The organism is Streptosporangium sp. H16, from assembly GCF_051918855.1.
Taxonomy (GTDB): domain Bacteria; phylum Actinomycetota; class Actinomycetes; order Streptosporangiales; family Streptosporangiaceae; genus Streptosporangium.
This window is the reverse complement of the sequence record NZ_JBPXMD010000026.1, coordinates 96,625-113,389: the sequence shown is the minus strand read 5'-3', so window position 1 is coordinate 113,389 and position 16,765 is coordinate 96,625. Positions and strand designations below refer to the sequence as shown.

The 16,765-nt window shown below is 71.4% G+C and carries 16 protein-coding genes; 7 read left to right on the top strand and 9 right to left on the bottom strand.

The features are described from left to right. A partial coding sequence (locus tag ACTOQ2_RS33115; RefSeq protein ID WP_440104759.1) for a sensor histidine kinase occupies positions 1-1,146 on the top strand: 1,146 nt, incomplete at its 5' end. A gap of 156 nt (positions 1,147-1,302) precedes the next feature. Here the strand turns inward: ACTOQ2_RS33115 and ACTOQ2_RS33110 are convergent. The 3 genes from ACTOQ2_RS33110 to ACTOQ2_RS33100 all read right to left on the bottom strand — a co-directional run bounded on the left by ACTOQ2_RS33110 (position 1,303) and on the right by ACTOQ2_RS33100 (position 3,331). Further along, positions 1,303-1,944, bottom strand: coding sequence for a response regulator (locus ACTOQ2_RS33110; protein WP_440072124.1), 642 nt, complete (start codon positions 1,942-1,944; stop codon positions 1,303-1,305). Positions 1,945-2,023: 79 nt separating this feature from the next. Continuing rightward, positions 2,024-2,698, bottom strand: coding sequence for a pyridoxamine 5'-phosphate oxidase family protein (locus ACTOQ2_RS33105; protein ID WP_440104757.1), 675 nt, complete (start codon positions 2,696-2,698; stop codon positions 2,024-2,026). 168 nt (positions 2,699-2,866) lie between these two features. Beyond that, entirely contained in the window at positions 2,867-3,331 is a 465-nt protein-coding gene (locus tag ACTOQ2_RS33100; RefSeq protein WP_440104756.1) for a nuclear transport factor 2 family protein, read from the bottom strand. 406 nt (positions 3,332-3,737) lie between these two features. Between ACTOQ2_RS33100 and ACTOQ2_RS33095 the strand changes: the two genes are divergently transcribed. The 5 genes from ACTOQ2_RS33095 to ACTOQ2_RS33075 all read left to right on the top strand — a co-directional run bounded on the left by ACTOQ2_RS33095 (position 3,738) and on the right by ACTOQ2_RS33075 (position 10,939). Beyond that, complete coding sequence (locus ACTOQ2_RS33095) at positions 3,738-4,757, top strand: FecCD family ABC transporter permease (protein ID WP_440072127.1); 1,020 nt, start codon at positions 3,738-3,740, stop codon at positions 4,755-4,757. Further along, positions 4,754-5,782, top strand: a complete 1,029-nt coding sequence (locus ACTOQ2_RS33090) for a FecCD family ABC transporter permease (RefSeq protein WP_440104755.1) — start codon at positions 4,754-4,756, stop codon at positions 5,780-5,782. The genes ACTOQ2_RS33095 and ACTOQ2_RS33090 overlap by 4 nt, the downstream gene beginning before the upstream one ends. A gap of 157 nt (positions 5,783-5,939) precedes the next feature. After that, on the top strand, positions 5,940-9,449 hold the full coding sequence (locus tag ACTOQ2_RS33085) for a non-ribosomal peptide synthetase (RefSeq protein WP_440104754.1): 3,510 nt from the start codon (positions 5,940-5,942) through the stop codon (positions 9,447-9,449). Positions 9,450-9,494: 45 nt separating this feature from the next. Next, entirely contained in the window at positions 9,495-10,568 is a 1,074-nt protein-coding gene (locus tag ACTOQ2_RS33080; protein ID WP_440104753.1) for a hypothetical protein, read from the top strand. A 200-nt stretch (positions 10,569-10,768) separates the two neighbouring features. After that, positions 10,769-10,939 carry a hypothetical protein gene (locus ACTOQ2_RS33075; RefSeq protein WP_440104752.1) on the top strand — a complete coding sequence of 57 codons (171 nt, stop codon included), beginning with the start codon at positions 10,769-10,771 and terminating at the stop codon, positions 10,937-10,939. Between the two features lie 100 nt (positions 10,940-11,039). Here the strand turns inward: ACTOQ2_RS33075 and ACTOQ2_RS33070 are convergent, their stop codons facing one another. The 6 genes from ACTOQ2_RS33070 to entS all read right to left on the bottom strand — a co-directional run bounded on the left by ACTOQ2_RS33070 (position 11,040) and on the right by entS (position 16,276). Beyond that, entirely contained in the window at positions 11,040-11,972 is a 933-nt protein-coding gene (locus ACTOQ2_RS33070) for a PLP-dependent cysteine synthase family protein (protein ID WP_440104751.1), read from the bottom strand. A 417-nt stretch (positions 11,973-12,389) separates the two neighbouring features. Further along, a complete protein-coding gene (locus tag ACTOQ2_RS33065; RefSeq protein WP_440104750.1) occupies positions 12,390-12,812 on the bottom strand; it encodes a DUF6924 domain-containing protein in 423 nt (140 codons plus the stop codon). A 202-nt stretch (positions 12,813-13,014) separates the two neighbouring features. Further along, a complete protein-coding gene (locus ACTOQ2_RS33060; protein ID WP_440072133.1) occupies positions 13,015-13,587 on the bottom strand; it encodes a hypothetical protein in 573 nt (190 codons plus the stop codon). A 229-nt stretch (positions 13,588-13,816) separates the two neighbouring features. Beyond that, positions 13,817-14,242 (bottom strand): hypothetical protein, encoded by a 426-nt coding sequence (locus ACTOQ2_RS33055; RefSeq protein WP_440104749.1) that lies wholly within the window; start codon positions 14,240-14,242, stop codon positions 13,817-13,819. Between the two features lie 89 nt (positions 14,243-14,331). Further along, positions 14,332-14,781, bottom strand: a complete 450-nt coding sequence (locus tag ACTOQ2_RS33050; RefSeq protein WP_440104748.1) for a hypothetical protein — start codon at positions 14,779-14,781, stop codon at positions 14,332-14,334. A gap of 238 nt (positions 14,782-15,019) precedes the next feature. Beyond that, positions 15,020-16,276 (bottom strand): enterobactin transporter EntS, encoded by a 1,257-nt coding sequence (gene entS / locus ACTOQ2_RS33045; RefSeq protein ID WP_440104747.1) that lies wholly within the window; start codon positions 16,274-16,276, stop codon positions 15,020-15,022. Between the two features lie 78 nt (positions 16,277-16,354). Here entS and panD point away from each other — a divergent pair, with 78 nt between their 5' ends. Continuing rightward, positions 16,355-16,762 (top strand): aspartate 1-decarboxylase, encoded by a 408-nt coding sequence (gene panD, locus ACTOQ2_RS33040; protein ID WP_440104746.1) that lies wholly within the window; start codon positions 16,355-16,357, stop codon positions 16,760-16,762. Positions 16,763-16,765 lie beyond the last annotated feature (3 nt).

Below are 16,765 nucleotides of genomic sequence, written 5' to 3'. Positions count from 1 at the left end.
GAGGAGAGCCGGCGCAGGGAGATGTGGCTGCAGGCCTCGGCGGAGGTCACCACCAGCCTGCTGTCGGGCGCCGAACCCAGCCCGGTGCTCACGCTGATCGCGCGGCGGGCGCGGCAGATGTCCGGGGCCGACATCGCGGCGGTCCTGCTGCCGGACGAGACCGGGCGGGTCCTGCGGGCGGTCGTCGCCGACGGCGAGAACCACGAGCGGGTGGTGGACGCGGAGGCCCCGATCGCCGGGTCCCTGGCGGGCCTGGCGTTCACCGGCGGTGAGCCGGTCACGGTCACCGACCCGGCCGAGACCGAGGTCTCGATCGTGATCGCCGAGTACGTCTCGCTCGGCCCGGTGGCCGCGGTGCCGTTCGGCGCGACGGGAGGGGTGCGGGGCGTGCTGTCGCTGGGCAAGCGTCAGGGCCGCGTCCCGTTCAATCGGGCGGAGGTACGCACCCTGCGTTCCTTCGCGGGTCAGGCCGCGATCGCCCTGGAGCTGGCGGAGAGGCGGGTGGACGCCGAGCGGCTGGGACTGCTGGAGGACCGCGACCGGATCGCCAAGGACCTGCACGACGTGGTGATCCAGCGGCTGTTCGCGGTGGCCATGACGCTGATGAGCACGGTGCGGCTCGTCGAGCGGCCCGAGGCCTCCGAGCGGCTGCGTAACGCGATCGACGAGCTGGACGGCACCATCCGGCAGATCCGCTCGACCATCTTCGCCCTGCAGACCCCCGGCGGCGACGACACCGGCCTGCGCGCCCAGATCGTCGCCCTGGTGGAGGGAGCGCGCGGCCACCTCGGCTTCATGCCGGGCCTGACCATGGAGGGACGGCTGGACACCGGGGTTCCCCCGGAGATCGCCGAGCACCTGCCGGCGGTACTGCGCGAGGCGCTGTCCAACGTGGTGCGGCACGCCAGGGCCTCCAAGGTGGAGGTGTCGGTGGAGCTCGGCGAGGAGCGGCTCGTCCTCACCGTGACGGACGACGGCGCCGGTCTTCCCGCCGACGGCAGGCGCAGCGGGCTGCGCAACCTCCAGACACGGGCCGAGAACCTCGGCGGGTTCCTCGGCACCGAGACACCGGAGGGGGGCGGCACCCGGCTGGTGTGGAGCGTCCCGCTCGAGCGGAAGGGTGACGGTTCGCGCGACACCGGGTGACCCCCGGGGCACCGGCTCCGCACCACCGGCCAGGCACGGAGCAATCACCGGCCAGGCACGGAGCCCCCGCCGGCCAGGCACGGAGCCGTCGCCGGTCGTCACGGGGCCTCCGCCTTTCGGGGACGGAACGCCCGCCGTCCGGGGACGGAGGCGCTGTCAGTTCCGCCGGTGGGCCTTCAACCGGGCCGACAGGGCGGCCGCCTGGGTGCGGCGATCCATGCTGAGCTTGGCCAGCAGGTTGGAGACGTAGTTCTTGACGGTCTTCTCGGCGAGATGCATCCGCTCGCCGATCTGCCGGTTGGTCAGGCCCTCGCCGATCAGCTCCAGGATCTGCCGCTCCTGATCCGTCAGCGCCTCCAGGGGGTCCTTGCGGGTGGCCTGCTCGCGCAGCCGCGCCAGCATGGCCGAGGTCGTCTGCGGGTCCAGCAGCGACTGGCCGCCCGCCACCGTGCGCACGGCGCCGACGAGGTCCGAGCCGTGGATCTGCTTGAGAACGTAGCCGGACGCGCCGGCCATCACCGCGTTGAACAGGGCGTCGTCGTCGGCGAACGAGGTCAGCATCAGGCAGGCCAGCCCCGGCACCCTGGAGCGGACCTCACGGCACACGTCCACCCCGTTGCCGTCGGGCAGGCGCACGTCCAGGACGGCGACGTCCGGCCGCAGCGCCGGGATGCGGGCCACCGCGGACTCGGCGGTCCCCGCCTCGCCGATCACCTCGATGTCGCCCTCGGACTCCAGCAGCGCGGCCACGCCCCGCCGTACCACTTCGTGATCGTCGACCAGGAACACGCGAATCATGACCCGAACGCTAGTCCCCTCGTGACCTCACAGGTAGGGACCAAGGTCCCTGGTGTCGCCTCCGCGCGGCCGTACGCGCTCAGGGGGCGTGCCGGATGCGGCGGCCGGTGATCTCGGCGGGGACTATCGTGACGTACAGCTCGCGGTCGCCGCCCGCCCAGGCCTGGACACCGGAGGCCTCCGCGGCGGCATGCTCCTCGGCGGAGGAGACGTGGTGGGCGCCGCCCCGGACGAGCACGCTCCAGCCCGCGCGACCGGCCTCGTCGATCCGGTCGACCTCGAAACCGATCTTGAGCTCCACGCCCCGGACACCCGTGCGCAGGGGCTCGTCGAGCGGCCCGCCGAAGGCTGTGCGGAAGATGATCGAGCCCTCGCGCATCACGTAGTTGACCGGCAGGATCGCCGGTCCTCCCGGATCGTTGAAGGCCACCCGGCCCACCCCGCCGGGGGAGAGCAGCCGCAGGCACTCCTCCTCCGGCAGCTTCTCCAGCAGGGACCCTGCGGCGGGGCGGCCGCGACCGGGCGGCAGGTTCGCCGCCGCGCCCAGCAACTCCTCGACGCCGACCTCCAGGGCGGACGCCAGCCGGCTCACGGTCTCCGCCGCCGGCGAGGCCGCGCTCTCCTCCAGGTAGCCCACGTACCCGATGTCGACCCCGGCCCTGTCGGCCAGCTGCTCGCGGCTCAGACCCAGGGAGTCACGCAGCCGGGCCACCCGCCTGCCCAGGTCACCGGGGGTCGCTATGCGTTTGGTCATGACATCTCCCAACGAGAAGGTGAGGACGGTGGCGAGTGGTCCCATTCCATCGCGACGGCGGGTCCGAAGGCAGGGGCCGAGGTCCCTGGAAGGCGGGTCTTTCGTCCACGGCGGGGAGCGCGGGAACACGCCGGAGCGCCATCCCGCCCGCGGCTCCGCGAGCGTTCCCTAGAAACCCAGGTCGCTCAGTCCCGGATGGTCGTCCGGGCGGCGTCCCAGGGACCAGCGGTACCTGCGGTCCGCCTCCGCGATCGGGAGGTCGTTGATGGACGCGTGCCTCGCGCGCATCAGCCCCTCCTCGTCGAACTCCCAGTTCTCGTTGCCGTAGGAGCGGAACCAGTTGCCGGAGTCGTCGTGGCACTCGTAGGCGAAACGCACGGCGATGCGGTTCCCGTCGAAGGCCCACAGTTCCTTGATGAGCCGGTACTCCAGCTCCCTGGTCCATTTGCGCCGGAGAAACGCGACGATCGCGTCCCGCCCGTCGACGAACTCCGCGCGGTTCCTCCAGCGGGAGTCCGGGGTGTAGGCCAGGGCCACCTTCTCCGGGTCGCGGGTGTTCCACCCGTCCTCCGCCAGCCGGACCTTCAGGACGGCGGTTTCGAGAGTGAAGGGCGGGACCGGCGGACGTGTCATGTCACCATCTCCATGGTCGTGCTTCGCGCGATGGAGGTACGGGAAGAAGCGTGCCACCGTTTCTGAGGGCCGCACCCCATCGGTTCGTTCCGGACGCGGGTGTCGCCGCCGCCCGATCCGGCGTGGCCACCTTCGTGCACGCTACGGAACCCGCGGGCCGCGTACGGATTCCGGTGCGCGTGTCTGGTGGTTTCTTGGCGTCGCGGTGCCCTTCCCGTGGCCCGTCGCGAGCCGGGCGCGACCGTACTCCCCGGAGCGGGCGTGACCGTGCTTTCCTGGCCGGCGCGGCCGTGCTTCCCGGACTGGACACGACCGTGCTTCCCGGGCCCGGAGGCCGGGGGGATTCGTGCGCGTCGCCCGGCCCGTTCGTCGACACCTCCAGTTAGGTTAGGCTAACTTGAAGCGTGTGCCTCCTCCCGTAAAGAGCGCGTATCTCCCCAAACGGCTGGCCGGTCTGTGCCTGCTCGGCGGCCTGCTGCTGCTCGCCGTGCTGGGCAGCATCGTGATCGGCGCCAAGCAGGTCCCGCTCGACCAGGCCCTGTCCGGAGTGTTCTCCCCGGACGGTTCGGAGGGCTCCCTGATCATCCAGGAGCTGCGGCTGCCGCGCACGCTGCTGGGGGTGGCCGTCGGGGCGGCGCTCGGACTGGCGGGCGCGCTCATGCAGGCACTGACCCGCAACCCCCTGGCCGAACCCGGCCTGCTCGGCGTCAACGGCGGCGCCGCGGTGGCGGTCGTGACGGTGATCGGCCTGTTCCGGGTGGACGACGTCCTCGTCTACGTGTGGGCGGCGTTCCTCGGGGCGGCCGGAGCCGCGCTGCTGGTCTACCTGGTCGGGTCGCGCGGCCGTTCCGGTGCCACCCCCGCGCGGCTGGTCCTGGCGGGCGCCGGGATCAACGCGGTGTTCAGCTCGCTGACGGCCGGGATGATGCTGCTCAGCCCGCGCAGTTTCAACAGCTTCCGTTTCTGGCAGGTGGGCTCGCTGTCCGGGCGCGACCTCGCCGTCTTCGTCCAGATCGGCCCGTTCCTGCTGGCGGGGACGGTGCTGGCGCTCTGCCTGGCGCGCCCGCTCAACGCCCTGGCCCTCGGGGAGGACACGGGGCGGGCGCTGGGCGCCCGGCCGGGCCGGACCCGCGCGCTGGGGGCGCTGGCGGTCGTGGTGCTGTGCGGTGCCGCCACGGCGGCGGTGGGGCCGATCGCGTTCGTCGGGCTGGCGGTGCCCTTCGTAGTCCGGGCGCTGGTCGGTCCCGACCAGCGCTGGGTGCTGCCGTACTCGCTGCTGCTGGCGCCGGTGCTGATGCTCGCCGCCGACATCGCGGGACGTGTGGTCGCGGCGCCCGGCGAGCTGGAGACGGGCATCGTCACCGCGTTCCTGGGCGCCCCCCTCCTGGCACTGATGGTCCGTCGCGGAAGGGTTCCCCAGCTGTGAGCACGAGTCGTGTCCTGCGGGTCGGGACGGTGTCCCTGCGGTGGGAGCCGCGCGTCGTCGCGGTGTGCGCCGTGCTGGTGGCCGCCACCCTGGGGGCGGCCGTGTCCGTGGTCGGCAGCGGTGAGTTCCCCATCTCCTTCACCGAGGTGGTGGGGGTGCTGACCGGGCAGGGGGACCGGGCCACGGAGTTCATCGTGCTCACGCTGCGCCTGCCCAGGGCGATCACCGGCCTGCTCGCCGGTGCGGCGCTCGGCCTGAGCGGGGCCGTCTTCCAGAGCATCACCCGCAACCCGCTGGGCAGCCCCGACATCATCGGGTTCACCACGGGGTCGGCCACCGGCGCGCTGCTGCAGATCCTGGTCGTCGGCGGCGGCGCCGTCGCCATCGCGGCCAGTTCCGTCCTCGGCGCGGTGCTGACCGCGCTCGCCGTCTACCTGGTCGCCTACCGGGGCGGGGTGCACGGCTACCGGCTGGTCCTGGTGGGAGTCGCCGCGGCCGCGATGCTCGAGGCGCTCAACGCCTATCTCGTCACCCGCGCCGAGTTGCGCGAGGCGTACGAGGCGGCGTTCTGGCTCACCGGCAGCCTGAACGGCAGGGGCTGGCAGCACGCGTGGCCGCTCGCCGTGGCCGTGGCCGTGCTCGTACCGGTCGTGCTGGCCCTCGGGAGGCGGTTGCGGATGGGCGAGCTCGGGGACGACGCGGCGCAGGCGCTCGGCGTGCCGGTCCAGGGGACGCGTGCCGCGCTCGTGGTGGTCGGGGTGGGGCTGGTGGCGGTGGCGACCGCGGCGGTGGGGCCGGTCCCGTTCGTCGCGCTGGCCGCGCCGCAGCTGGCGCGCGGGCTCACCGGCAGGCCCGGTACGCAGCTCGTACCGGCCGCGCTGATGGGCGCGGCGCTGCTCGTGTTCAGCGATCTGGTGACGCTGCACCTGCCGGTCGCGGTGCCGGTCGGCGTGGTCACCGGGGTGCTCGGCGGCGTCTACCTGGTCTGGCTGCTGTCGACCGAGGGGATGAGAGGGCGGGCGTGAGGGGACTCGCGTTTCGCGGTGACGGCGTGCCGGACGTCCTGGCCGGCCGAGGGGCGAGGGACCGTGCGTCCGGGATCGCATGGGTTGTCATGAGACGCGCGTTGACGCGTGAACCCTCCTAAATTAGGTTAGGCTTACCTGACTTAAGGGGAGTTCCGTGCTGACCAGGGAAGAACTGCACCGTTCGCTGACAGAACTGCTGGGAGAGCAGGTAGAGGCGCACGACAACCTCATCGAGCTGGGCATGGACTCGATCCAGCTGATGGGACTGACCGGCCGCCTGCGCCGCCTCGGCGTCGAGGTCGGCTTCGCCGAACTCGCGCGGCGGCCCACGCTGGCCGAGTGGTGGGAGCTGCTCGACGAGCGCGGCGCCATCGCACCGCATCCGCTTCCGGCCCCCACCCCCGCCCCCGGAACCGACTCCGGTGCCGGCTCCGTCCTCGACGGCGCTCCCGGCCCCGGCCCCGGTACGCGGCGGGAAGCCGCGGAGCCGGACGACGGGCCGTTCCCCCTCGCGCTCATGCAGCACGCCTACTGGATCGGCCGCGACTCCGGCCAGTCGCTCGGCTCCGTCGCCGCGCACCTCTACGTGGAACTCGACGGACGCGAGATCGACCCCGCCCGGCTGGAGGCGGCCGTCGTGGCGCTCGTCGAGCGGCATCCGATGCTGCGGGCCGCGATCTCCGACGACGGGACCCAGCGCATCCTGCCGGAGCGGCCGGGCCCCGCCGTCACGGTGCACGACCTGCGCGCCGCGCCGGACCCCGGCGAGCAGCTGGAACGGCTGCGCGCCGAGATGTCCACCCAGCGGCTCCCCATCGAGACGGGCCGCGTCTTCGACGCGCGGCTGAGCCTGCTGCCGTCCGGCGCGGCGCGGCTGCACCTGGACGTCGACATGGTCGCCGCCGACGCGATGAGCTACCGCACCCTGCTGGCCGACCTGGCGGCGCTGTACGAGGGCGAGAGCCTGCCGCCGATCGGCTACAGCTACGCGCGCTACCTCGCCGCCGACCCGCGCGCCGAGGCCCGCGCCCGTGACCGGCGCTGGTGGGGCGAGCGGCTCGGCGAGCTGTCCGGGCCACCGGAGCTGCCGGTCGTGCCGCAGCCGGGCGACCGGGTCGTCCGCAAGCACCACTGGCTCGCCCCCGAGGACAGGCAGCGGCTGATCGCCCGCGCCCACCGGGAGGGCGTCACCCCCGCGATGGCGCTCGCCGCCGTCTTCGCCGAGGTGATGGGCGCCTGGTCGGCGACCCCGCGCTTCCTGCTGAACCTGCCGCTGTTCCACCGCGAGCCGATCCACCCCGACGTGGACGCCCTGGTCGGCGACTTCACCGGCTCCATCCTGCTGGAGGCCGACCTGTCGCGGGAACTGCCGTTCACCGAGCGCGCCCGCGAGCTGCAGGCGCTGCTGCACACGGCCGGAGAGCACAGCGACTACTCCGGCCTGGAGGTGCTGCGCGACCTGTCGCGGGCGCGGGGCGAGCAGGTGCTCGCGCCGATCGTCTACACCAGCGCGCTCAATCTCGGCGAGCTGTTCGGCGACCGGGCGCGGCGCAGCTTCGGAGAGCCGGGGTGGATCATCTCCCAGGGGCCGCAGGTGCTCCTCGACGCGCAGGTCACCGAGGTCTCCGGCGGGCTGCTGCTGAACTGGGACGTGCGCGACCCCGCCTTCCCCGACGGCGTCGCCGACGCGATGTTCGCCGCCTACACGGGCGCGATCACCCGCCTCGGCGCGGCGGACGCCGACTGGGCCGAGCCGCTGCGGATCGGCGCCTCGCCGCACCAGCTGCGCCTGCGGCACGAGCTCAACGCCCAGCCGGCGCTGCCCGCGCGGACGCTGCACGAGGAGTTCTTCGCGCGGGCGCGGCGCACCCCCGACCTCCCGGCGCTGCACTGGGGCACCGGTGACGACGGCGCTGACGGCACCGGCGGCACGCTCACGTACGGCGAGCTGGCCGACCGCGCCCTGCGCGTCGCCGCCCATCTCGTGGAGCGGGGGGTACGGCAGGGAGACCGGGTCTCCGTCGAGCTGCCCAAGGGGCCCGACCAGGCCGTGGCGGTGCTCGGCACGCTGGCGGCCGGGGCCGCGTACGTGCCCGTCGGGGCGGGGCAGCCCGCCGCCCGGCGGGAGAGGATCCTCAAGACGGCCGGGGTCGCGGTCTCGCTCACCTCGGCCGTGACGCACCCCGCGCCGCTGGACGGGCCGGTGCCCGTCCCCCCCGGCCAGGTCGGCTACGTGCTGTTCACCTCGGGCTCGACCGGGGAGCCCAAGGGCGTCGAGGTCTCGCACCGGGCCGCGATGAACACGATCGGCGACCTGGTCGAACGGTTCTCGATCGGTGAGGGGGACGTGTCGCTCGCGGTGTCGGCCCTCGACTTCGACCTGTCGGTGTTCGACCTGTTCGCCCTCTGGTCCCGCGGGGGCGCCGTGGCGATCCCCCTGGAGGACGACCGCCGTGACGCCACCCGCTGGGCCGAGCTGGCCGGGCGGTGGTCGGTGACCGTGCTGAACTGCGTGCCGTCGGTGCTGGAGATGCTGTTGCGGACCGGCCCCGCGCCCAGCCTGCGGCTGGTCCTGCTCGGCGGCGACTGGGTCGGCACGCACCTGCCCGCGCTGCTGCGGGAACGCTCGCCGGGGGCCAGGTTCGTCGCGCTCGGCGGCACGACGGAGACCGCCATCCACTCGACCGTGATCGAGGTCGACGGCGAGGTGCCCGCCGACTGGACGGCGATCCCGTACGGCGTGCCGCTGCGCGGGGTGGCCTGCCGGGTCGTGGACGAGGCCGGGCGCGACCGCCCCGACTGGGCGCAGGGCGAGCTGTGGATCGGCGGCGCGGGTGTCGCGGACGGCTACAGCGGCGACGCCGAGCGCACCGCCGACCGTTTCGTCGTCCACGAGGGCACCCGCTGGTACCGGACCGGGGACATGGCCCGCTACCGGCCCGACGGCACGCTGGAGTTCCTCGGGCGGCGCGACCACCAGGTGAAGGTGCGCGGGTTCCGGATCGAGCTCGGCGAGGTCGAGACCGCGCTGGAGAACCACCCCCGGGTGCGCCGCGCCGTCGGCCTGCTCGCCGACTCGCGGCTGGCCGCCGCGATCGTGCTCGCCGAGGAGGCGGGGGAGACCGGAGCCGGGAAAGCGGGAGCGGGGGAGACCGGGACCGGGGAACTGCTCGCCCACGTACGGGAGCTGCTGCCCCCGCACATGGTCCCGGACCTGCTGGTGACCCTGGACGCGCTGCCGCTCACCGCGAACAACAAGGTGGACCGCAGAGCGCTCGCCGCCCTCGTCGCCGCGGCGGCCGGGGAGGCGGGCGCGCCCTACACCGCCCCGAGCAGCGCGCTGGAGCGGGTGCTGGCCCGGGTCGTCGGCCAGGTGCTCGGCGTGCCCAGGGTCGGTGCGCACGACGACATCTTCGCGCTCGGCGGCGACTCGGTGCTGGCCACCACCGTCATCGCGCGGCTGCGCGAGGCGCTCGACGCCTCCTCGCTCCCGCTGCGCGCGCTGTTCACCGAGCGGACCGTGTCACGCGTCGCCCGGCGGTTCACCGAGCTCGAGGAGACCCCAGGAAGGCTGGAGGCGGTCGCCGAGATCTGGCTCATGGTCGAAGGCATGTCCGAGGACGAGCTCACCGAACGCCTGGGCGCCGGAGAGCCCGGCCAGTAGTACTTCATTTGCAAACTTTTCCGCTGAAGGGCGCGTCTCACCCGTATGGGAATGCTGTTTCGCGGCACCGCTGCGGCCATCGCCTTTTTCGTCGCCACCGGGCCGGCCGCCGCCCACGCCGTGGCACCGGCCGGTCAGTGGAGCATCGTCCATGACCACCGCCGTGACTCCTACGACGCGGTGACGGTGACGCCGGGCGGGGCGGTCTGGGTCGCCGGGACGAGGCGCCTGGATCGCGGATCGAGTCGCACCGAGTCGCTCCTGCTCAAGGGCGGCCGGTCCACCTTCAAACGGGTCACCGGGCCGGGCTTCCGGGTGAAGCGGCTGGCGTCGGCGTCCGACACCAGGGTCTGGGCGTTCGGCGCGTCGCGGTACGCCCGGTGGGACGGCAGGCGCTGGCAGGCCAAGCGATGGCGCCATGGCCGGGTGGATCGGGCGTACGCCATCGGCAAGAACCTGTGGGTCATCGAGAACTCGAACACGTTCCCCGCGGCCGGTGACGCCGGTTGGAAGGCGCGGTCCACGCTGCGGCGCCTGACCGGGTCGGTGTGGCGCAAGGTCGACACGCCGATCGTGGTCAAAGGACTCGACGGCAAGTGGGCGGCGGGCTCGGTGCGGGGCACGGCGGCTCTGGCCCGCTGGACCGGCACGGCCTGGCGTACGGTTGCGCTTCCCGCGATTCCGTCCGCGCGCTCGAACCAGATCTCGGAGTTGACGGATGTCGCGGTCGACGGTGAGACCGGCCGGGTGATGGCCGTCGGCTGGGTCGCCTGGCCGTGCGGCAGTGCGAAGCACTCCTTCTGCGGCGAGACTTTGCTGCTGTCGGGCTATCTGGGCGGCTTCAGCTTCGAGGTCCGTGGTGAACCGGGCATCCAGCCGCGCGCCCAGGCGGAGCCCGACGGCAGAGGCGGGGCCTGGGTCGTCTACGACGCCAAGGGCGGGGGCAGCGGGTTTCTGCACATCGGCGCCGACAGCGTCGAGCCGGGCGCCTTTCCGGCTCCGCCGAACCAGAACGCGTTCGTCCGTGACCTCGCCGTCCAGCCGGAGAGCGGTTCCGTCTGGGCGGTCGGCGCGGCATCTTCCGGCCGCGGCGGTTTGATCTGGGCTCACGGCCGCTGAGTCGGCTGCGGCGATCCGAACCATGCCTGTTCGTCGCAGCCGCTGGCTCGACGACGACGTGTCCTGACCACCCTCCGCGCCTGCTGCCGACACCCCCACCCCGCGCTCGGCGCGCCGGCAGATCCGGGGTGATCCTCTACTCCGGTCGCGGCTCGGAATACACGGCCGCCCGCTACCAGGAGCTGTGCGGACGTCTGGGCGTGGTCCAATCCATGGGCCGGTTGGGCTGCGCGCTCGCCGACGCAGCCTCCGAGGCGTTCAACAGCACCCTCAAGGTCGAGTACGTGCCCGGACAGGTCCGGCTCGCGGGGTCCACACTGTCGGGTACGGCCATCTCCCCGTACTCCTTCGATCTTGGTTTAGCAACCTGAAGGATCACGCGATGGCCGTCCTCATTTCACGGCACCACGCCTTCTACCTGGGAAAACTCGTACACCGCCTCCGCGGACGCAACCGCAGGAAGAGCCTCGATCAGCGTTGGTACACCTTGGTGCTGAGGTACTTCAGCCCCGAGTCGACCAGCAGGGTCGCGACCCTGGCCTGCGGCCCCAACCGCTGCCCGAGCTGGATGGCGGCGAGGACATTTGCTCCGGACGACGTCCCGGCGAACAACCCCTCTTCCCGAGCCAGACGCCTGGCCATCTCCTCGGCGTCGGCGGTGGAGATGGGAACGATGTCATCCGGAAGGGTGGGATCCCACATCGGCGGAAGGTAGCCGATGCCAATGCCTTCGATGCGGTGTGCGCCGGGCTGGCCGCCGGAGAGCACCGCGGACTCCGCTGGTTCCACCGCGACGACTCGAAGCGCTGGATTGTGACGCTTGAGGGGAGTCGTCGCTCCGCGAAGTGAGGCCGTCGTCCCGATCGAGTGGACGAATGCATCGACTCGTCCCCCTGTCTGCTGCCAAATCTCCTCGCCCATGGGGTAGTAACCGACGATGCTGTCAATATTGTTCAGCTGATCGGTCCAGTACGTGCGCGGTTGCCGGCTGAACTCCCGGGCGGTTTCGATCATGCCCTGGATGAGGGCCTTGGTGATCAGCCCGTTCTCGCTGGGCACGAGGGTGAGCTCCGCGCCGAGCGCCGCCATTTGGATCAGCTTGTCCTCGCTGAAGGCATCAGAGCTGACAATCCGCAGACGGTAGCCCTTGGCCGCGCACACCAGAGCGAGGGAGGCGCCGGTACTGCCCCCCGTGTACTCGACGACGGTGTCACCGGGCCTTAGCCGCCCATCGCCCTCGGCTCTCGTGATCATTGACTGGGCCATTCGATCCTTCATGCTCCCAGTCGGGTTCTGGCCCTCCACCTTGACGAAGATCTCCGCGCATCCGGCCGGCACGACCCTGCGCAGTCTCACCAGTGGCGTGTTTCCAATCGCCGTCAGTACGCTGCTGTCACTGTCCATGATCCATTAGTTCCTTTCGGTGTCCGTGCTGCGCTTCGATCGTCTGGCCGATCGCACGCCGCATCCAGTTCGATTTTTTGAACCGCTACGAACGTCGCATCGGGGGTTGAGGAACATCGGTACGAAAAATAACGCTAAGCCCTATCGCCTCAGGTCATCCCACGGTGACGGGCTGCCTGCTCCTGGCCGGCACGGGCAGGGGTCTCGGAGTCGAACGTCTCGGGATTACCCCGGCATCTCGCGCCACGATAACGACCCGGAGCCTGTTCTCACAGGTCACGATGCTCGCTACTTACCTCTATGTCACCCCGTCCCAGCTGAGGGTCCTACTGGTGGGCTCGTCTATTCAACTGTCGCGATTTGTCGTCCCCCTGGGCCTTACTGGCGACGTTCCGTGCTCCCCGGAGGCGTGGCGGTTCAGTCGTGGAACCCGCGGAAGACGCCGTCCGCGTCGGCGCTCTCGGCGAACTCGCCGAAGTCCATGTTGGCAATGGAGAGGTTGGCGTGAATCCCGGGGATCTCGGAGGGGATGACGCGCATCTCCCATGTGAATTCCAGCTCGATGACCAGGAACGGCATCTCCTGCGAATCGACGGTGACTTTGTCGGCGATGACGAGGATCGAGTCCTTGTAGCCCTCCGGAAGCAGGGCGAGGATCTGCTGCGCGGTGAGGCCTTGATAGGCGGGGTCCTCGACGACCTTCACCTGGCCCGAGAACTCTTTTGCCCAGCCGTCCTTGTCGATGTCGCCGAGCGAGTTTCGTACGGCCTGCCATCGTTCCTGGTCAGAGAAGTCGGTACGCACCACGAGCAGGGCGTCGACTTTGGGTAACATGTCCATCTGACGATCTTCGAGGCAATGCCAGTGGCTCCGCGAGCTCACCGACGACCGTAGTGTCCGTAGTGGCAGTTTACTGGTGAGGTCGCTTATTCAACTGTCGCGAATTCTTCCCGGAGCTCTTTCCGATGGTCACCACGTGTGACCTATGAGGAGTCGTCATGTCGTCCGCTGCGCGTGTCGAGATGTCGAGACCGATAGTCGATTACCAGCCGTCCCACCCTCGACAGCCCCACCAGGAACCCGTCAGATGCCTGAGCCCGTATTCGTAGTCCTCAGCACGCGGTTGGCCGTGAGACGCCCACACGAAGCAGCGCGAGCCCGCGATCAGCCACTCGTTGATCTGTAGTTCGACGCCGGTAGGTTCGTTCTCCTCGGCGATAACGTGGCCGCATACCGGAAAGAGTCCTGTCCACGCGCAGACGGGAAGGCCTTGCGTGCCGCCGCGGAGGACATCCTGGGCGAAGCGCTCCATGCTGGACTGGGAGAGGGCGAAGCGCGTTTTGAAGGGCAGGTCGGCGTCGACGGCAGCCCACAGCACCAAGACGATCAGGGGCAAGGGGAGCCAACCGAGGATTCGGCGCCATACTGCGGTGGCGTCATGTATCAACGCCACGATGAGGCGGACAGCCCAGTACAACACCAGCGGCACCAGAGCGAAGATTACTGCCACGCCTGATTCGGCGTAGCTGAAGGGGACGCTCACCCACCAGGCAATGACGAGGGTGGTGATCACGGTAGCAGCGTGGTAGCCCCATCCTGGTGGCTTGTTGATCACGGCGTCATCCTAGCGCTGGGTCGGCCGTGATCTCCAGGGGCGTACGCCCGCGAGATAGCGACTGGCGAGCTTGTCGAAGCGGGTGACGATGGCTCGCCACTGCTTGAGCTTTCGAAAGGTTTCGCGCTCTTGGCAATGATCTCCGAGAGCACGGAGAGCGACAACTCGTGACCACCTGCCGCCGCGAGACCCTCGATCTCCTTGCCCAGAGGAAGAGGTCGCCTAGCGATCAGATCAGCAGACTCCCTGTCGCATTTGACTTGACACCTACCGAACCGGCAATCCGGTTGACGACCGGGGTGGCTCCGAAGCGGGCAATGCGGTGGCGGTCCGGCCGGGTCTTGAGCCGGGGGCGGTGGCCACCGCCGCGGAGGTGGCGTCGGCCGAGTTCGGCGTGCATCTGGATGGTGCGTACCCTCCCACTGCCGGTCTCGGCCCGTGAACGCCTGACGGCCTGGTCGTCGGTGCGCGACGAGCCGCTGGACGCGCGCGGCCGGTCCTGGCGGACGCGGTCGGCGAAGGACTGCGGGCCGGTCAGCGCGGCCGGATGCCGGTCGACGGCATCACCGGCGTGGTCTGCGCCGCCGGCATGGACGCCGGCCTGCCCGCCTGCGCCCGCACCGGTTGCGCCACAGTCACGCCACAGCCACGCCACCCGTCCGCTTCAGGGGCGGCGCCGTCGAACGGGAGTACGGGGACAGCGGGACCGCATACCTGCCGCCTCGCTCGCGCCGGCTTCCCGAGTCAGCGTCTGGGGGAGAGCTTCAGCACCGCCTTGCCGCGGGAGAGCGACACCACTCGTATGCCGATGCCGTTGACCGACCCCGTCGAGCGGAGGCCGAGCACCGCCTGCGAGGTCACCCCGGGCCCGGTGGCCCGCACCCGCACGGAGGTCCGGTTGAAGGAGATGGACAGCCGGGTGACGCCGAACCGGGGACTGACCCGGAAGCGCACCGCCTTCGAAAGGGTGAGGTTGCACTTCCCGTCGTAGCACGCGCGGAGATTCGGAGCGGCGGTCTTCCCCCGCGCGGCGGCGCCCGTCGCCGGGGCGGCGGCCGCGACCGGCGCGAGGACGGCCGTCCGTGTCTCCACCCGTGTCTCCGCCGGTGTCAGGCCGGACTGCGCCGGTGCCGTGCCACCGGTCAGGGCGGCGAACAGCAGGAGGGCGACGGTCGTCTGGGCCGTCTGGGCCATGGGCTTCCTCTCGTCGTTCCTCCGGACTCCTCCCGGGACCGGCGATGGCTCGTCGGCAGGGCGTCGCCGGTGGTCGTACGTCAGCATGGGATATGACGGGTTTGCTGTCACTCCTCACCATCTGACAGAGGCGGCCGTTTTTCCAGCCGTTCCGTCGCACCGCCTTCGCCGGTTCCGCCGGGGCGCCCGCACCCGGCCCCGGAGCGCCCCGGTGTTTCCGGGGCCGGGCGTCCCGGGACTACTTCTCCTGTGGTTCGGCTTCCTGCGGCTCGGCCCGCAGGGTCGCGCCGCGCAGGCCGGTGAGCGTGAGGGCGAGGGCGAGGGCCAGGGCGGCGCTGGCCGCGCCGTACACGACGATCGCGGTGCCGGGCGCCAGGTAGCGGCCGAGCGCGCCCGCGCCGAGCGCGCCGACGGCCTCGCCGCCGGTCTCCTGGGCGGCCCACAGTGCGTTCACCCGGCCGAGGTAGCCGTCGGGGGTGTGCGCCTGGATGAGGCCGTAGCGGAGGATCTCCTCGATGGACGCGACCAGGCCGTACCCGAAGAGGATCGCGACGGCGAGCGCGGGATGGGTCGCCAGCCCGAGGCAGGCGAGGAGCGCGAAGCCGCAGACCGACGCGACGAGCAGTGCCCTGCCCGGCGCGCGCGACCGCCCGGCCCAGCCGCTGGTGACCGAGCCGAGCACCGCGCCGCAGGCGGGCGCGGCGTAGAGCAGGCCGATCGTGGCCGGGCCGCCGCCCAGCTGCAGGGTCGCGAACGCGGGCATGAGCACCGGGATGCCGCCCGCCACCATGAACAGCAGGCCGAGCAGCATGAGCGAGCCGACCACGCGGTGCGAGGCCACGAACCGCAGCCCCGAGGCGATCGCCCTCAGCGGGTTCTCCGTGACCGCGGCGGCCGGTTTCAGGGCGGGCAACCTCGTCAGCAGGCCGAGGGTGGCCAGCGTTCCCGCGGCCGCGGCCGCGTAGTTCCAGCCGACGCCGAACGCCGACACGGTCAGGCCGCCGAGCGCGGGGGAGAGCATCGAGCCGAGCCGTACGGTCAGCGCGTTGAGCGCGCCCGCCGCGACCAGCTTGTCGGTGGGGACCAGGGCGGGGGTCGCGGCCAGCAGCGCGGTGACGCTCACGCCGGTCGCCAGCCCGTCCCAGGCGGCGAGCACGTAGATGGCCGCCAGCGAGGGGGAGGGCAGGAAGGCGTTCAGCGTCAGCAGCGCGAAGCCGATGCCGGCCGCGGTGCGCGCGACCAGCATCAACCGGCGCCGGTCGTGCCGGTCGGCCAGCACGCCGCCCCACAGGAAGCCCGCGAGCAGCGCGAAGCCCTCGGCCGAGGAGACCGCGCCGACGTGCACGGTCGAGCCGGTCATCGCGTAGACCTGCACGGGCACCGCGACCATCAGCATGCCGATGCCGAAAACCGACACGGTGCGCGCCACGAACACGTCGCGGAAGGCTCTGCTGGTCCGGAGCGGGCTGATGTCCATGGCCAGACGGCGCAGCATCTTCGGGGTTCTCCTCGACGGGCAGAGTGGATAAGGTGAGGCTTACCTTAGTTGACCTTAAGGAAAGAGGACAGACCAGTGCAGCGGGTCCTTATGAACGGAAAAATCCACCGTGCCACCGTGACCCAGGCGGATTTGCACTACGTGGGTTCCCTGACGATCGACGCCGAGCTGATGGCCGCCGCCGACATCGTCGAGGGCGAGCAGGTCCATGTCGTCGACATCGACAACGGCGCCCGCCTGGTCACCTACGCGATCACCGGCGAGGCGGGCAGCGGGGTCATCGGCGTCAACGGCGCGGCGGCCCACCTGATCCACCCCGGGCACCTGGTCATCGTCATCTCGTACGGGAACTTCGACGACGCGGAGGTACGGGCGCACCGGCCCAGGGTCGTCCACGTGGACGGCGCCAACCGCATCGTCGCGCTCGGAACCGACCCGGCCGAGCCGGTCGCGGGCGCGGTGGCCCAGATCGCGGGGCGGTGACCC

Coding starts and splice junctions, on each gene's coding strand:
- ACTOQ2_RS33050 (WP_440104748.1), bottom strand. CDS start 14,781: ATGGCCCAGACGGCCCAGACGACCGTCGCCCTCCTGCTGTTCGCCGCC.
- ACTOQ2_RS33110 (WP_440072124.1), bottom strand. CDS start 1,944: ATGATTCGCGTGTTCCTGGTCGACGATCACGAAGTGGTACGGCGGGGC.
- ACTOQ2_RS33070 (WP_440104751.1), bottom strand. CDS start 11,972: ATGGACAGTGACAGCAGCGTACTGACGGCGATTGGAAACACGCCACTG.
- ACTOQ2_RS33105 (WP_440104757.1), bottom strand. CDS start 2,698: ATGACCAAACGCATAGCGACCCCCGGTGACCTGGGCAGGCGGGTGGCC.
- ACTOQ2_RS33080 (WP_440104753.1), top strand. CDS start 9,495: ATGGGAATGCTGTTTCGCGGCACCGCTGCGGCCATCGCCTTTTTCGTC.
- ACTOQ2_RS33065 (WP_440104750.1), bottom strand. CDS start 12,812: ATGGACATGTTACCCAAAGTCGACGCCCTGCTCGTGGTGCGTACCGAC.
- entS (WP_440104747.1), bottom strand. CDS start 16,276: ATGCTGCGCCGTCTGGCCATGGACATCAGCCCGCTCCGGACCAGCAGA.
- ACTOQ2_RS33100 (WP_440104756.1), bottom strand. CDS start 3,331: ATGACACGTCCGCCGGTCCCGCCCTTCACTCTCGAAACCGCCGTCCTG.